12 protein-coding genes are annotated in these 15,414 nt (G+C 48.7%); 1 reads left to right on the top strand and 11 read right to left on the bottom strand.

What is annotated here, in order from left to right; translation table 11 throughout:
• Positions 1 to 11: 11 nt before the first annotated feature.
• Positions 12 to 845, bottom strand: a complete 834-nt coding sequence (gene speE / locus EDM55_RS16340; protein WP_092268456.1) for a polyamine aminopropyltransferase — start codon at positions 843 to 845, stop codon at positions 12 to 14.
• A 327-nt stretch (positions 846 to 1,172) separates the two neighbouring features.
• On the opposite strand from speE, the gene EDM55_RS16345 reads away from it, so the two are divergent.
• Positions 1,173 to 3,224: a transglycosylase domain-containing protein gene (locus EDM55_RS16345; RefSeq protein ID WP_122960797.1), complete on the top strand. Its 2,052-nt coding sequence runs from the start codon at positions 1,173 to 1,175 to the stop codon at positions 3,222 to 3,224.
• Positions 3,225 to 3,288: 64 nt separating this feature from the next.
• Here EDM55_RS16345 and EDM55_RS16350 read toward each other — a convergent pair whose 3' ends face one another.
• From EDM55_RS16350 to EDM55_RS16395, 10 genes are all read right to left on the bottom strand, one after another.
• Entirely contained in the window at positions 3,289 to 3,543 is a 255-nt protein-coding gene (locus EDM55_RS16350) for a hypothetical protein (RefSeq protein WP_092268319.1), read from the bottom strand.
• 291 nt (positions 3,544 to 3,834) lie between these two features.
• On the bottom strand, positions 3,835 to 4,332 hold the full coding sequence (locus EDM55_RS16355) for a YwhD family protein (protein ID WP_092268320.1): 498 nt from the start codon (positions 4,330 to 4,332) through the stop codon (positions 3,835 to 3,837).
• Positions 4,333 to 4,412: 80 nt separating this feature from the next.
• Complete coding sequence (locus EDM55_RS16360) at positions 4,413 to 4,745, bottom strand: hypothetical protein (RefSeq protein WP_122960798.1); 333 nt, start codon at positions 4,743 to 4,745, stop codon at positions 4,413 to 4,415.
• 15 nt (positions 4,746 to 4,760) lie between these two features.
• Complete coding sequence (locus EDM55_RS16365; RefSeq protein WP_122960799.1) at positions 4,761 to 7,526, bottom strand: lipase/acyltransferase domain-containing protein; 2,766 nt, start codon at positions 7,524 to 7,526, stop codon at positions 4,761 to 4,763.
• A 63-nt stretch (positions 7,527 to 7,589) separates the two neighbouring features.
• Positions 7,590 to 11,123 carry an ABC transporter permease gene (locus EDM55_RS16370; protein WP_246071022.1) on the bottom strand — a complete coding sequence of 1,178 codons (3,534 nt, stop codon included), beginning with the start codon at positions 11,121 to 11,123 and terminating at the stop codon, positions 7,590 to 7,592.
• A gap of 483 nt (positions 11,124 to 11,606) precedes the next feature.
• The gene (locus EDM55_RS16375; RefSeq protein WP_170184434.1) at positions 11,607 to 12,509 is read right to left on the bottom strand and encodes an S-layer homology domain-containing protein; all 903 of its coding nucleotides are present in this window, start codon (positions 12,507 to 12,509) and stop codon (positions 11,607 to 11,609) included.
• Between the two features lie 42 nt (positions 12,510 to 12,551).
• The gene (locus tag EDM55_RS16380; RefSeq protein ID WP_373863334.1) at positions 12,552 to 12,929 is read right to left on the bottom strand and encodes a thioredoxin family protein; all 378 of its coding nucleotides are present in this window, start codon (positions 12,927 to 12,929) and stop codon (positions 12,552 to 12,554) included.
• A gap of 170 nt (positions 12,930 to 13,099) precedes the next feature.
• Positions 13,100 to 13,498: an NUDIX hydrolase gene (locus EDM55_RS16385; RefSeq protein ID WP_122960802.1), complete on the bottom strand. Its 399-nt coding sequence runs from the start codon at positions 13,496 to 13,498 to the stop codon at positions 13,100 to 13,102.
• A gap of 81 nt (positions 13,499 to 13,579) precedes the next feature.
• Positions 13,580 to 14,107, bottom strand: a complete 528-nt coding sequence (locus EDM55_RS16390; protein ID WP_092268327.1) for a YwgA family protein — start codon at positions 14,105 to 14,107, stop codon at positions 13,580 to 13,582.
• A complete protein-coding gene (locus EDM55_RS16395; protein WP_092268328.1) occupies positions 14,100 to 15,395 on the bottom strand; it encodes an HD domain-containing protein in 1,296 nt (431 codons plus the stop codon). Before EDM55_RS16395 ends, EDM55_RS16390 begins: the two co-directional genes overlap by 8 nt.
• Positions 15,396 to 15,414 lie beyond the last annotated feature (19 nt).

The raw sequence follows: 15,414 nt of genomic DNA on the forward strand, positions 1-15,414 counted from the left end.
TCCTCCTCCGATTAGTCGCGTGTCAGCTCAGCCACGAAGTTTGGCAGCTTGAAGACAGCGTGGTGAAGGTCTGCATTGTAGTATTTAGTGCCAACATCTTTGATTTTCGCCGGATCTACTTCCAATGGATCATGCTGCTTGGAAGCGATCGTGAAGCTCCACAGACCGGATGGATAGGTCGGGATGCTGCAAGTATAGAGACGGGTTACCGGGAAGATCGATTTCAGGTCTTTGAATACGCGCTTGATCAGCTCGCGGTTGAACCAAGGAGATTCTGTTTGAGCAACCATGATACCATCTGGTTTCAGTGCATCATGGATACCTTGGTAGAAGCCTTTTTCGAACAAGCCTACAGCTGGTCCTACTGGCTCCGTGGAGTCAACCATGATCACATCGTATTCGCCTTTGTGGTCATGAATGTGCTTGATACCGTCGATTACTTGCACGTCCACGCGGGAGTTGCCCGTCAGCGCGCTTGCGATCTCAGGGAAATATTTTTTGCAGGACTCAATTACGCCACCGTCGATTTCAGCCAAAACCGCTTTTTCCACGGATGGATGCTTCACGATTTCGCGGATCGCTCCGCCGTCTCCGCCGCCTACAACCAGAACTTTTTTCGGGTTCGGGTGCGTGTTCAGCGCTACGTGAGTAATCATCTCATGGTAAACAAACTCATCGACATCGGTGGTCATAACCATGCCGTCGAGCACCAACATGCGTCCAAATTGCTTGGTAGTAATCACATCGATTTGTTGAAACTCGGTTTTTTCACTGTATAGGGTGTCTGTAATTTTCGTTGTAATCCCGTGATTTTCCGTTTGTTTCTCGGTGTACCACAATTCCATGTTCATGGTTATGTAACCTCCTTCAAGTAACCGCATGCATGTATTTTGAAGGCTTGACGATCGCAAGCCTTTTGGTGCAACCTTAGCATCCAAGGAAAATGGTCAGGCTTTCACTCTTTGGTTCGAGTTGCGCTGGTACTATCAGCCATTCGCATAGTACAAGAAAATTATAGTGGCTGTCCTTCAAAATGCAAGGTTTTTTTGGGCAGGCTTCCTTTCATTGGCTTAGCAAGTTTATCCAACGATTTGCTGACCCATACTAGGAATAACTTGTGTCTTAGTATGCCCCGATTCTTACAAACCATCGGGAGAAAGGAGGAAAGACACATGGAAGTCATTCGGGAAGCCCCTCTGCTTCGCTATTTTCGCTGGGCCAAGAAATTCGTAAAATTTGTCATACTCAGCCTATTGTGCGTGTCTTTTGCCATTTTGCTCCTGATTCTTTACCTGCGTTCTCAGCCCTTGCCAGAGACATTTGTCAAACAGACGACGACGATTTACGCCTCCAATGGTGATGTGCTCGATACCATGCACCGAGGGGAAAACCGTATTGTCGTACCGATCAATGAAATCTCACCTGCTCTCGTAGACGCAACTATCGCGATCGAGGACCGGACGTTCCGTGAGCATTACGGCTTCGACTGGAAACGGCTGGCGAAAGCTGCCTACGTAGACGTCATTAACATGGACATGCGCCAAGGAGCGAGCACCATTACGCAGCAGCTAGCGCGAAATCTGTATTTAAGCCTGGACAAAACGTGGGAACGGAAGATCAAGGAAGCCTTGCTCGCTATCCAGTTGGAGCTAAATTACAACAAGGATGAGATCCTGGGCATGTACATGAACCAGATTTACTACGGTCACTCTGCCTATGGCGCTCAAGCTGCCGCCCAGACGTATTTTGGAAAGGATGCAAAAGACCTGACTTTGGCGGAAAGCGCCATGCTCGCCGGGATTCCAAAGGGACCTTCTTACTATTCTCCTTTCGTCGATTTTGAAAAGGCAAAGTCGCGGCAAAAGCTGATTTTGGATGCGATGGAACGGGACGAAATGATTACGCCGAAGCAAGCGGAGCAGGCATTTGCTGAGAAGATTAAGCTAAAAGAGCGTTCAGCGAGCAGCATCGTAGAGCAAGCTCCCTATTTTCGCGACTATATCGCCAATTTGGTAAAAAACAAGTACGGCATTGATGAAGAGCTGTTTATTCATGGGGGCTTGAAGATTCATACGACGCTCGACCCTGTGATGCAGAAAAAGGCAGAGGATATTGTCGCTGCTGTTTTGCCGAAGGATAATCCCAATCTGCAAGTAGCCCTGGTTGCGATGGACCCGAGCACAGGCTACATCAAAGCGATGGTAGGCGGTCGGGATTACAAGCAAACACAGTACAACCGCGTGCTTGGAAAGCGCCAGCCCGGTTCCTCTTTCAAGCCGATCATGTATTTGGCAGCATTACAAAACGGCTATACCCCATTGACCATGATGAAGAGTGAGCCAACTGTCTTTACTTACGACAAAAACAAGCAGTACATCCCCAGCAACTTCGGGGGAAAATATGCGAATGCCATGATCAACATGCGGGAAGCCATCAAGACCTCTGACAACATTTACGCAGTCAAGACAATCGATTTTCTCGGTCCTCAAAAGGTAGTGGATCAAGCCAATCGGTTGGGGATCGCGAGTACCCTGCAGGCCGTTCCTTCCCTTGCATTGGGAACCTCGCCTGTCTCACCTCTGGAGCTGAATACAGCATATGCTGCGATTGCCAACAAAGGGGAAGCAGTCAAGCCTATCGCCATTACCTCCATCGAGGATAATCAGGGAAATATCCTGGTCGAGGAAAAAACGGAAAAGACACCTGCAGCCGATCCGGTAGCTGCATCTCTACTGACAAATTTGATGCAGAGTGTATTTGAACGTGGCGGCACTGGCTTTCGTGTCGTCAATGAACTCAATCGTCCCGTAGCAGGAAAAACAGGCTCTACAGACTACGATGCTTGGCTGGCCGGATTTACTCCGCAGCTGGTATCGACCGTCTGGATCGGCTACGACAAAAACCAAAAGGTCGATGATGTAAAGGAAGGGTACTTGTCCAAGAAAATCTGGGCGCAGTTTATGGAAAGCGCCCTAAAGGATCAGCCCCCTGCTCTGTTTGATATGCCTGCCGGAGTTGTTTCCGTCTATATTGACCCGCATTCCGGAAAGCTGGCTACGGAAAATTGTCCGAATCCACAGCTGTTTTATTTCGCAAGCGGAACTGAGCCTCAAGATTATTGCACAGACCATCTGCCAGCGAACCAACAGCCAACACCGCTTCAGCCGCCTGATCCTTCCTCGTTCTGGCAAAGGATGGGCAGCTGGTGGAAGCCAGAGCCATAAATGGACATAGAAAAAAGGACGTGGCTTACCTCCACGTCCTTTTTATCTATCCACTCAGCATTTCCTAACGGAGAGACTGATCCTCTCCGCCAGCGATGACCCCATCTCCATCTGTGAACACGTGGTCATTAATAACGCTGATCATGCCAGCTTGATCCAGCTGATCGAGCACCTCAAACAAGCTTTCCCGTTTTCCCGCAGGTAGCTTGCGAATAAAATTGTTGATTTCCTGCGGAGACGCGTGCGTACGGAAATGGACGCCGCCGTGCTTAACAAAATGATCGTCGGCTGTTTCCTGTGTGCGTATCTCTTCACTCATCGGGTAACGCCCCTTCCGTCGTCAGACTTAAGTAGTCATGCCTCAGTAGTGTTCCGCTCCAGAAGGAAAGCATGAGCTGAAAATAAAGCCTGATACGAAAAGGTCCAAAAAAACCCATTTATATGACAAACAGGGAAAGAGTGACGGCTCTTTCCCTGTTTGATGACCTAGTGTACATGTACACAGATATGAAAATAAGTTTACCTCACTACCAAACTGGTAACAATTGATTTCACAATTTGTTCACAGACCGTTCACGTTTTTTAATGGAAGTAAGGTTCCTTTTACGGTTTAGGACAAAGCTTCCTTCAACTCGTTAGTGGAATTCTCGAACATGGTCGCGTTATTTTCAACCAAAAGCTTTTTCAAAGCAGCCTTTTCTGTTGCACCAAGATCAGACAGCATAATCCGTCTTTTCATGGAATAATCCATACGGTTCACGTGGTCTGCCAAAATTTTATAGCCACGACGTGCTTCTCGATCCACTTCCATGTAGCAAGCAGTAGCCCCTGCATAATAAGGCCCCGCTTCGTTGCGGTCTACGGTAACCCACACGAGCCAATATGGTTTTCCATTTGGGACTTCTTCTTTATTCGTCGTCCACTTGATCCCTTTTTCGACTGCGCTCTTTGCATGCAGAGCGCCCATATCGATATAGGCTTCGTCCCCATCGATAATGACAGAAGAAACAGCATTCAGATCAAGTACCCCTTGACCGTACCCGCCATGCACATCGGTTTTGCCGCTCATGATGGTAAAGCCGCCTTTTTTATTATCAAAAATATCCATTTACACACCCTCCAGACATCATTCTCCTTTCTTTATTCTACTCGGAAACACATAGCGACGCAATTTGACTGTGTGCCCAGCTATTCGTCAATCGACTCCTTTTCTTCAGCCTGTTGGCTGCGCGGGCGTCTTACCTTATCAAATATCCACAGAATGAAGGTCACGAGCAAAGAGGTATGCAACGCCATTAACAGCTCAATAATCCACATGCCTCCTGACAAAAGCCCACCAGAAGGGATGATGACGAAGTAGTACAAAAAGCTGGAGCAAAACGAGGTTAAAAGCGTCGCCCATATCCGAAAACCGTAAACGATTCGAATATAAGCCGCCAAAAACAGAGCAAGAAACGGGCCTAATAGCTGCCACGCGTAAACAAAGGGTCCAAGAAATAACCAAACGAGTACATTTTCCATTTATCTGATCCTTTCCTAGTCACGAATCACTTTGACCAAACCATTTTTACCCAGCCGGTACCATTGCCCTGTTTCTTCATCTTGTTCGGAGTCTTCAGATGAGAAGCGTTGAATATTGAGATTGGCATTCTCCAGCTCCACCGAAGGATCTGCTTGAAAATGCAGCTCTTCTCCGTCTTTTACATGCACGACCACAATGGTCCCGTGATATTCAATCGTGAGATCGTCCCTCACTTCTTTTTTCTTCGGTGAAAGGGTAATTGTTCTTCCAGATTTGGTAAAGGTCACTTCCGGAAATGCGCCATCCGAACGGGAAATAATATAGGTTAGATAGCTTGGACTCTTGACGGAGGATTTTCGAAGCCCGGGCTGAGTCGCATCATTTCCCTGTAGCAATTGGGATACTTGTGTGATGACCTCCGGAATGGTTGGCAGCTTCGCATGCTCCCCTTTTACGTAATACTTTTTCTTCATATCCTCTTGAGCGTAACTCGCACTTAGGTACGGAACCGTCCCGTCACCCATTCCTTTATCGTAATAGGGCGCCCACTCTTGATGGTAATGATCGAAGAAATAGCCGAGCAATGTAGGCTCCCCCTGACCTACGATGGCGTATTGTGGGACGTTGATCGTCTTGGTATCCCACTTGTCGTGAAGCTTACCTGCCTGTTTGACAAGCGGGGAGTAAGGCAAGCGGATGGCTTTGTCCTGCAAAAATTCTTCGTAGCTGTAGGGCTCGTCTTTGTCCTTTTTTAAGAATCCCACAGTCTGAAAGTACTTCTTGGATGGCAACAGCTCATATACGGCAGGCGCATACTCGGAAATAATCTTCCCCGTTTCCTCGTCCATCCAAGGAATGGAGAAGTTGTAGCCATATCGAATGGCCTGATACGCTCTAGGAGCCCCCAAAAAAGGTGTGCCCATATAGATAATGCGGCTCACTTTAGATTGGTAGGAGACATTGGCCAGTAGCGTCTCGCGAACGAGCAATCCTCCCATACTGTGCGCGACCAGCTGAACCTGTCTGGCACCCGATCTCTGTAGGGCGGTATCAATCTTTTGCTTGAGTGCCGCTGCATTTTTCGTGCTGCTATATCGCCAATCATAGGGCATCGCAAAAAGGGTCTGAAACTTTTTGTACCCCATCTTTTCCAGCTGCTTCACCATGCTGTAATACTGCTCCGTCGTATCGCGGACAGGACCTATAGGTGAATGGGACAAGTACTCAATGGCGGAAAAGCCTTCATCAGCGCGCTCTGGGAAAATGCTGATTCCTTTTGTTCGTGGCTGAACATCTACACTGTTAGGGCGAATCGGCTCCAGAGAAAGCAGTCTACGGTGCCTGGGGTCATTTATTCCAATGAGGCTGTCTCCCAGGCCCAGCCAAATTTCCGATATTTCCCCACCTTCGTCTACTTCCAGCCTGGAGCCGCCAATCCCTGGGATCAAAATGACCGGGTTGGGGTTGGTTTCGACGTGGAGCTTGTACGTATTCGGAGCAAATCCAGACCGTGAGCTTGCTGCGACCTTGGCAATGTATTGCCCAGGGTTTGCCTGAAAAACGATTTGCTCGCTTGCGTTTTTCGGCTTTTCCGATTTGGCGAGCACCTTTCCTGATGGGTCCTGCAGGTAAAGGTCGATATCCATTCCCGCGGGGATTTCCTTTACATCGAGGATCACCGTAGATGCCAGTGTTACCCCAAATTGATAGAAATCAACATCTGCCAGGCTGTGGAGATTTGCCTGGAGAGTCTCATCGAAATCAGTAGCGAGAACATGCGGTTCTTTCACCGAATTGTTGGGCTCGTATTCATCCAGCTTGCCATCGCCCTGCTCTGTCAAAAAATCAGCCTGCAATCGATAGTAGAAATCTTTGTGGAAGGAGCCATTGATTCCTTTGACCATGACGTAGTACCACTCGGCCTTTTCAACAGCAATTCCGTCGACAGCCTCGTCCTCAGTCCCCTCCTTTTCCGAATGCCCCAGCTCCCGATTCTTCTCGTCAAAAACGTATAAATTGTAGTCTTGGCCCAGCGGAATATCACGGAGAGAGAAGCTCATCAGGCCGCTCTTTACAGCTTGGATTTTCCACATATCCACATCGCCTGATTTCCCGATCTTCCCGTGGGCATTTTTCGCATCGAAAAGCCAGTCAGCTTTTCCCACAACATCGTTGGGCTCCATCTCGAATGTGGCTGCTCTGCTACGCAAAACCGCTTCCCTCGGCTTTTTTCCTTTCGTGAAATCAGCATAAAAGTCATCCGCCAGCCGCTGCACCTCGGCTTGCTTTCTGTTTGCCTTCTCGAATGTGCCCAGCTCGGATTCGCCCTGCTCAGCTGCCCCAATCAGGTCCAGCGCGCCTTCTTTTTTCTCCGCCTCTCGATCCCAGGGAGCTTCTCTTACATCGAGCTGAGCTGATGCCGAACGAACAGAATCCGACAATGGAACCTGCCAGCGAAGCTCAGGCTTTTTGGTTCCGTCTCGTATCCATTCTATGGTCAAGGCTCCCTGGTCATCGAATGGTTGAACCGCAATGGAAAAGCGTTTTTCGTCTTTTATCACGTAGGAGACCTCTTGGCTCTCCTGTTTGATCACGACCTCGATCTCATCTTTTGTCGGCTGCAGCATTGCCTGCACCCTAATCTCGCCATCTTCTGCCCAAGCCCAAGCCTCTTTTACGAGAGATTGCCGTTCCAATCCCCATCCCGGCTGGGTGAAGCTGCTGCAGATCAGTGTCAGCATCCAACAAACTATAACGATGCGTTTCGCCGTTTTCCACATAAAAATCCCCCCTTTGCCTCTTCCTTCAAGGTAGAAAAAGACAGAGAGGGGCTGCAAATAAATTTACTGCGTAGTATGGTTGCGGATTCCTTGTCGTTCCCATGCATTCGCAATGATCCGGAAGGGAACACGATAGTCGCTGAGATCATGCCCTTGACCACTGCTTTTCACCGGGTACCCAAATCCTTTTTGCACACCAAAGCGGAACTGAACCGTGTAGTAAACGGCATAGGAGGCATCCTTTTGAAACCCTCGCTGCTTATCCCCCATCAGCGGAATGTCTATACCGACCTCACGTAAACCCAGCTTGGAGGCCGAGTACGTACTGCCCCTCCAGAGCTGCGGTGAGGCTGAAACGAGGGACTGTGAGGATTGCAAAAGCGTTTGTCTCCTCCCTATTTCTGAGATCCAGGCTTGCGCAGAAACAACGTCTGGATACTTGCCGCTGACCGGATGCCGATGACGCGCCTGCAGCTCCACTTGGGACAAGATACGCTCTCCTGCGTAAAAATCGTTTGGAAGGCTGTTCGGATAACGATCCCGTGCGTGGTATTCCATCCATTCAGCTGTATGACGCAGCGTGCCAGTGGCATTTGGCTCAAACACCTCGAAGGGCCGTTCCCCACCTTTTACTGTTATGGTGTATGTTCCTGCCATGTTTTTGGCATCGTTTTTAGGTTCACATACGTCTTCGCCGTCATCATTTGTCGTGCAGCTGTCGTACGTCAGGCTGAACTGGATATTATACGCCATGGAGATGACAAAGCCGTTGATCTGCGCCTTGTATTTCACCGACTGCAGCTCCTCACGCCACGTCGTTTGGGTCGGTACAATCGTCCCCGTGTAGATATAGTCTCCACCGGTAGATGCACTGTTTACCTGCCACTGCTGGGGTGTTCCGGGACCTGTTATTTTCAGATCGAGCTTTTCGGGACTGTATACGGCCATACTTTTGGCATCCGCGATCCATTCCGGCTGTGCTGTGACCGATACGTTTTGAATCCCCTCTCCGCTTACGGCTTGCTCAAGCTGGGCTTTGTACGCCGCGATTTTCGCATTGATTTCCTGCTGTGTACGCAAAAAGCCTTCATTAATTTTTGTTTGGTCAATGCTGACACGAATGGTCGCAGGCTCGCTCTCCCAAACGCCATCTACCTGAACGGCAAGCTTCTGTAGCTGGCGGTCGTCACTGTCGTAAATCTCCAAACCGATTTCACCACCATCAAAATTCCCCCCTCCACCCGGCGGATTTGGCAGCTCTGACCCGTTTATTTTCACTGGCCACTGCGCACGATTGTCCGTCCAAATCGTCTCATCCGAAGGTTTGTTTTTGTACGGATTGATGTTGGCGATAAAGTTTTCCCCTTGCTGTGGATACTGTGTGGGTATCGTGATGGTCCGAATCTCACCTGATTTGAAGTTATCCACATCTAACACCGTCTCTTGTGGAGAGCTTTCCCAGCGCACAGCCAGCTTGGTATCGTGCATGAGCTGCCCCGCGTTTTTCACTTGAAAAGTAATCGTACTTGCCGTCCCCGCTGCCTGTGGTGATTTGGGAGAGATCGCAAAGCTGCTTTTGATAATCAATAGATTCTCCCCAGCAGGTTCGCTTTGGCCTATCTGAATAAAAAAGTGACCGTCACAAGCAGTAGAGGAACCATCCTCGTCATAAAACTGAACCAGATACAAGCCTTCCAGCATTTCACTGGTATTATCGTCTCGCGGAAGACGCAGCCAATGCTCCTCACGCGGGTTTGTATCTCCTGGCAAGGAATGCTCGTCTCGTTTGAACTCCCAAGTCTCTGAGACAGGGTCAAACCACTGCACAACCATCTTGGTGTCTTCACCGGTACGCAGCTTTAGATCGTACCCATCATCAGGAAGTTCTGCCGATTCAAACTGTACGACTTCGCCCCTCTCGATGGGCCGTATCCATTTTTGGTCACCCCTGCTGTTTTCTAAACCAAGCCGCAGCCCGTAGCATCGTCTCGATGAGATTACCGTAAACACAAATTCACGAATGCACCCTGTTTCCGATTGAAACACGAGCTTCATCGGCTCCCCGACCTCAAAATCATCCGGGAGAAGAACATCCTGCTTTTCATCGGCTGAAAGCTTTGACCCTAGGGCTACCTTTTTCTCGCTATATACCAGATACCAACTACCTGCTGTACTTGCGGAAACTTTGATTTGCGTGTCGTATCCATCTGCGGCAGGTACGAAATCCTCTACGTAGATCGAGTCAAGATCCATCCTCGTAAAGCTCTCTCCTCCCGGTGGATACAGGGACGGAGGAGTGCCGTACCTTTTGAATTTGATTTTGTTCTGCTCGGTAATCGAACACGCCGCATCTCGCACCTTGATCGTAATCACCCAACTGCACTCCGGCCTGTCCTTCCATAGAGTTTGACTGAAATTAAGCTTCACTTGATAGGTCTTCCCTCGTTCCAAAAGGACATCGTGGGAGTCGCTGCCATCTCCAAATGGGAGTTTCAGCTTGGCAGAGTTGTAGACTCCCCACCGATCCCTTCCTCCCACTTCATCGTAGGAGCCTGGCAGTGTCTCCACGGAGCCGTTGGGCCTGGTCACATCCCATTTTACTTCCGCTGGCCCTGTCTCCCCATGAGCATCCGTATACTTCGCCTGCAGAATGACTTCCTCGCCTGGCGTCACTTCCATTGTTGAGCCGCTCGTTTTCACACTGCCTTGAATGGAGATGATCGGGCATCGGTCCACACCTTCCTCGCCGTTTGACACCACGAATATCTTTTGCCAGCACTCGGTTCCATCGTCACTCTCATAGGAAATCGTGAATGTGCCTGCGGCGGAAGCGTACGTAATTCCTATTTTGCGATTATTCCCTGTCCCGCTTTGCATCACGTCTCCGTTGTACTTGAATGTCCCTGGTTTTGTAGCAGTCGCTACAATCCTCGTGTCGTCTTTGACTGAAAGGGAGTCTCCGCCGCTCGGGACACCTGTCAGTTCCTTATCACTATTTTCCTGCTCCAGCCTCAAATCCATCGCAACGCGTTTGCAGGATGCTGGCGGGTCTGTACCTGGATCGGGGTCAGCGGGAACCTCCCCCACCGTAAATTGATACGTGTACGGCGTTGATACGCTCATACTCGGTGAACCTTGACGGGAACGATGATGCCTGTCTGTGATCGTGAGAGAAACCTCGTAGAGACCTGCCTCGGTGGGCTTATATTGGTAGTTTTTGAGCCAGGAAAACGGATTGGGGCTGCTGGATTCGTTCACTGGCGGAAGGTAACCGCTCTGGTCAGCGATTACTTCATTGCTCACAAACTGGGTATAGCCTTTTCCAGTTGTCTTGTTGATAACTGACAGATTCCAAATGAAAATGCCACGGTCATAGTAAGAATAGTCCGTGGCATTTGCCGAAATGGTCACCTGTTCGTTGACCTGATATATTGTTTTGTCTGTCTTGACGCCCCCTGTTGGAGGAGAAGTCGTCCGGAAGTGTCCTACTGAAATATACCCATTTCCGTAGGGCTCCAGGTTATCGCCGATCGTGTAGCCAGCGCCGCCTGAGGCTGTGGCTAGTTCTGCTAGGTTGTAGGCTTGGTATCTATCCATGCTAGGATTAGTAATGTTTGAAACTGTTTTACTGTATACGTTAGCACTACCACCTAAAATGTAGTTTGCATTTCCTTTGAACTTTTGAATCCAGTACAATGTTTCATCGAAGTCTTTATTTACGTCTTGTGGTGAAGGGGAGTAGACATAGTACCAGCCTCTGTCTGCTTTCTTATCAATATCCGCGAACCCTAAAACTCGCCTCGAGTCTTTGTTCCCATCAATCTCAATTTCAGATATTGTCGCCCCAAGACGAGCTGAAATACTACTAATTAATATTTGGTCATATTCATTCTTGGGTCCAATTACTTTATTGCTGTCGATCACTCCCACTTGTATTCCCCTATTTACAGGTTCTGCAGCAACTGCCCTTCTTGGATAGTTATTTAAAACCGCAGAAGAAACAAGTAGAAAAACCAACAAGGCAAATAGTACACTTCGTTGCTTTTTAAGATTTTGATTCATACTACTCCCCCAATATTATTAGGAAAACTCTTGATTCTTCACTTGCTTTTCAAGTAGTGGGAGAACGAAATAAATCAATCCTGCATCTGATGAATCATTATTGTTATGAACAGAATAAACCATATAATTTGTAACTTTTTTCAACTCCACTTTAAATGAATCCCCATTTAAAAATCCTAATCTCCCATTGTCGACCGTAACGAAACTTACACGAATAGTAAAATTACTGTCGCCTTTTGGCACCTTCCCTATTATTTGACCATTCGTTACTTTTAGACTCCGCTCAAACTCCTCAGCCCACTTCGCCCCCAACTCCAACTGCCACTTATCCTTCCATAGATAAGCCAGAATCTTCGCCGCATCCCCGCGTGACACCGGCAGATCTTCTCGGAATTTTGGCTGTCCTGCTGGGGCGGGGTCCATCCAGCCCCATGTGATAAGTGCGCCTGTATGGGTGTAGCCCTTCATTTTCACACCGCGATAGGGCTTCCATGCGTTAAAGACGAGCTGAGCCGCTTCTTCTTTGGTCAATAGCTTATTGGGATCGATTTTCACATCAGCGAGAATGCCTGCCTTTTGTGCCCGTTCGTACGTTCCTTTTGCCCAGTGTCCTACAGGAAGCTCTGGCACCGGTGCCGTCTCTTTCACGCCTCGAATCGCGACGAGACTAGCTACAAACTGTGATTGGACGATCTGTTTGTCGGGGTAAAAGCGGCCGTCAGGATATTTCCAGATGTATCCCTTTTGCAAGCCGAGAAGGATCGATTCTTTGGCTGGGTGTGCAGCAAAATCCGACATGGTCTGCAAAGGCTGAGCGGCTGCAGCTGGATATACCCCCCACGTGCCTCCCCATAGCGTTTGCCCAATCGTAATCCCGACCATCATCAGGCTTGTCCCCAAACCTTTCCACAGTATCTTCATCGGCCATCCCCCTTATCTACTACCAATATTTTACTTATTTATTCAATTTCCAGAAAGAGGATAATTGAGATTTTTTTGAAAAAAACTTCGGAGAACCTTTTCGGTCACATCGCCCTCCAGTTTTTCGATAGCTTGTTCCCCTTTTACGATAAACACGGTGGGCGTTGCTTCTGCACCTAACCCCAAAGCAGCTTCCAAATCCTCCTGGTCACGGATATCCAGACGTTCCACAGTATGGTGTGGATAATCGGCGAGAGCAGCCTCAAGCGTCGGTCTGAAAGTCTGACAATATCCACAAGTATCGCTGTACACATACACAATCTTTTCCTCATAGGCGCTCACTGGCCCCCAATTCCATGCGAGCAACACAGCAATCAGCAGACTAGCACCTCCTGCCATCCACAGCCATTTTGTTCGCAAGCCTCTCATCCATATCACTCTCCCTCTATTTCTGGTGATCTCAGTAACGGACTTCTTATGGAGTTTTCAAGGAACGTTTGCCATTCATTATGCAATGGCGTATTGAGACAAAAAAAAGCAGACCTCGCTGGAAGTCTGCTGATTGGAAGCACAGGCTTGTATAGATAGTGCTAGGGCATCATCTTGTTTCTGTTAAAAGCAGCTTCAAAAAGCTTGGCATAATGCTGGATGCAAGCGAGGGCGCTCGCTTCGGCAAACGAAAAAAATCCGGTACCTCTCGTTTCTACGTTTGCCTCCAACGCCGTCTGTCTATTCATTCGCCCCCAGTAAAAGACGAGATAGCTTACCGGATATGGGTAGGCATCGGGGATGGGCATCGGAGCATGAATCATTAGCTTCTCGTAACCGATCAGCTCTGCCTGTCCAAACGTCGCTCCTGCTTCCTCCCACAATTCCCTTCGCATCGCATCAAATGCCGTTTCTCCTGCCTCCACATGTCCTCCAGGCAGATCCCATCCGCGGCTGTTCAAATTTGTCAGCAGGATGCGATCTCCGTGAATTAAGAGGATAGAAAAAGACGCATCCTCTACTTTTGCAAGTTTAGATCGTGCGCCCTACGATTCTCTATTTTTCTATTCGTTCGCCAAATCTTAGTTCAGCCTGCTGTCGTCGTCTTCTGTCATCATGGCTCGCAATTCTTCCACAAACGCCTGACCCTTTTGGATTTCTTCCTCGGTGTAGCGCTGCTTGCTTTTGAAGGTAAAGATCTTCGCTTTCATCTCTTCATACGGCAGATCATTAAAATACAGAATGGTAGAAACAAGCTCCAAAAAGCGTGAGTTCTCTTCGTTCATCCGGCGAATGACTCGCTCGCCGCTTCCGAAATCCACCTCATGAAAACGCAAAAAATCCCTGCCGGTCTCGTTCAACGTATAGCGATACATATGGATCGCACCCTTGCTCTCCATTTGCTCGTCCAAGAGACCCATGTTGCACAGCTCATCTACCCGCAGAGTCAGCTCTTCGGAATATGGGCCGTACATGTGAAACTCGTAGCGTTCATCGAAATCCATTTGCAAATGTTTTCCTATGTACACCATTTTTTGCAGCTTTTTTCGCCCACTCACTTCGCCTACGATCTCGATCAAGCGTATGATTTTGGCGTGACGATTAAGCATCTTCCATCACTCCCAGACGTTCTCGAATCTTCCGGGACACATCCCCCGGCAATGCCATGACTTTATCTAAAGGAAAGTACAATTTGTAATCAAACCGACGCTTTCCGCTGATCGCCTGGACAATCTCAGACTTCTGCGAAAGCTCGACAAGCTCTCCTGTCGGCATTTGCAGCATGATCGGGATACGCTCTTCTTCTTCACCGGCACGGTAAAAATCATACGGAAGATCGGAGGTGGTGTCTACCTCCAAATAATACATTGGATCAATCCCCGCCTTTTGGAACTCTTCCTTCAGCTCTGCCAGCAAGCGGAAATCTCTAGGGTTATATTCGACGTATTTGTAGAGATTCCTGTCCAAAAAACGCCCGCATAAATCTTTCAAAATCGGATCGGCCTCGCCTCTCCACACCTGCATGTAGAAAAGAATAATCGATTCGTCGAGAGCCAAATAATCTTTCAGCTCTACCTTGTCCTGTAAAAAAGGAAGCAGCATGACAGGCTCCTGCGCAAACGAATATCCCTGTGAAAACAGCATCTTGGCACGCTGGAATATTTTTCGCAGGACGACTTCAGCGCTGCGCGTCACCGGATGGAAATACACCTGCCAGTACATTTGGTAGCGAGACATGATATAGTCCTCGACGGCGTGCATCCCGCTGAATTTGAAAACAATCCCATCCTCTTGCGGACGCATCACTCGCAAAATTCGTTCAATCTCAAAATTGCCGTAATTGACCCCGGTATAGTACGCATCTCGCAGCAGGTAGTCCATCCGGTCGGCGTCCAATTGGCTGGAAATCAGGCTGACGATGAGCTTGTTATCATAGGTTTTGTTGATGACCTCTGCCAGTTTTTTGGGGAAGTCCTCGTCAAAGCGGCGCAAGATCTGATTAATCTGTGTATCTCCCAAAAGGATCGCACGGGTCCAATCCTCATGATGATAGCGAAATACCTTTTCAAAGGAATGGGAAAACGGTCCGTGACCCACATCGTGCAAGAGTCCGGCACACAGGCAAAGCAGCCTCTCTTCATAGGTAAGCTGAATCCGCTCCTTAAACGTATCCAAAATCCTGCGCATCAGCTCGTACACGCCAAGGGAATGATTAAACCGGCTGTGCTCTCCGCCGTGAAAGGTAAAATAACTGGTGCCCAGTTGCTTGATCCGGCGCAGCCGCTGGAATTCTGCAGAATTGATCAAATCCCATATGAACTTGTCCCGCACGTGGACGTATCGGTGCACTGGGTCTTTGAATACCTTTTCTTCATGGAGAAGTTGTGGCTGTTGCATCCTGGACACTCCCTTCCTG

The sequence above is a fragment of the Brevibacillus centrosporus genome, from assembly GCF_003710815.1.
Classification (GTDB): domain Bacteria; phylum Bacillota; class Bacilli; order Brevibacillales; family Brevibacillaceae; genus Brevibacillus; species Brevibacillus centrosporus.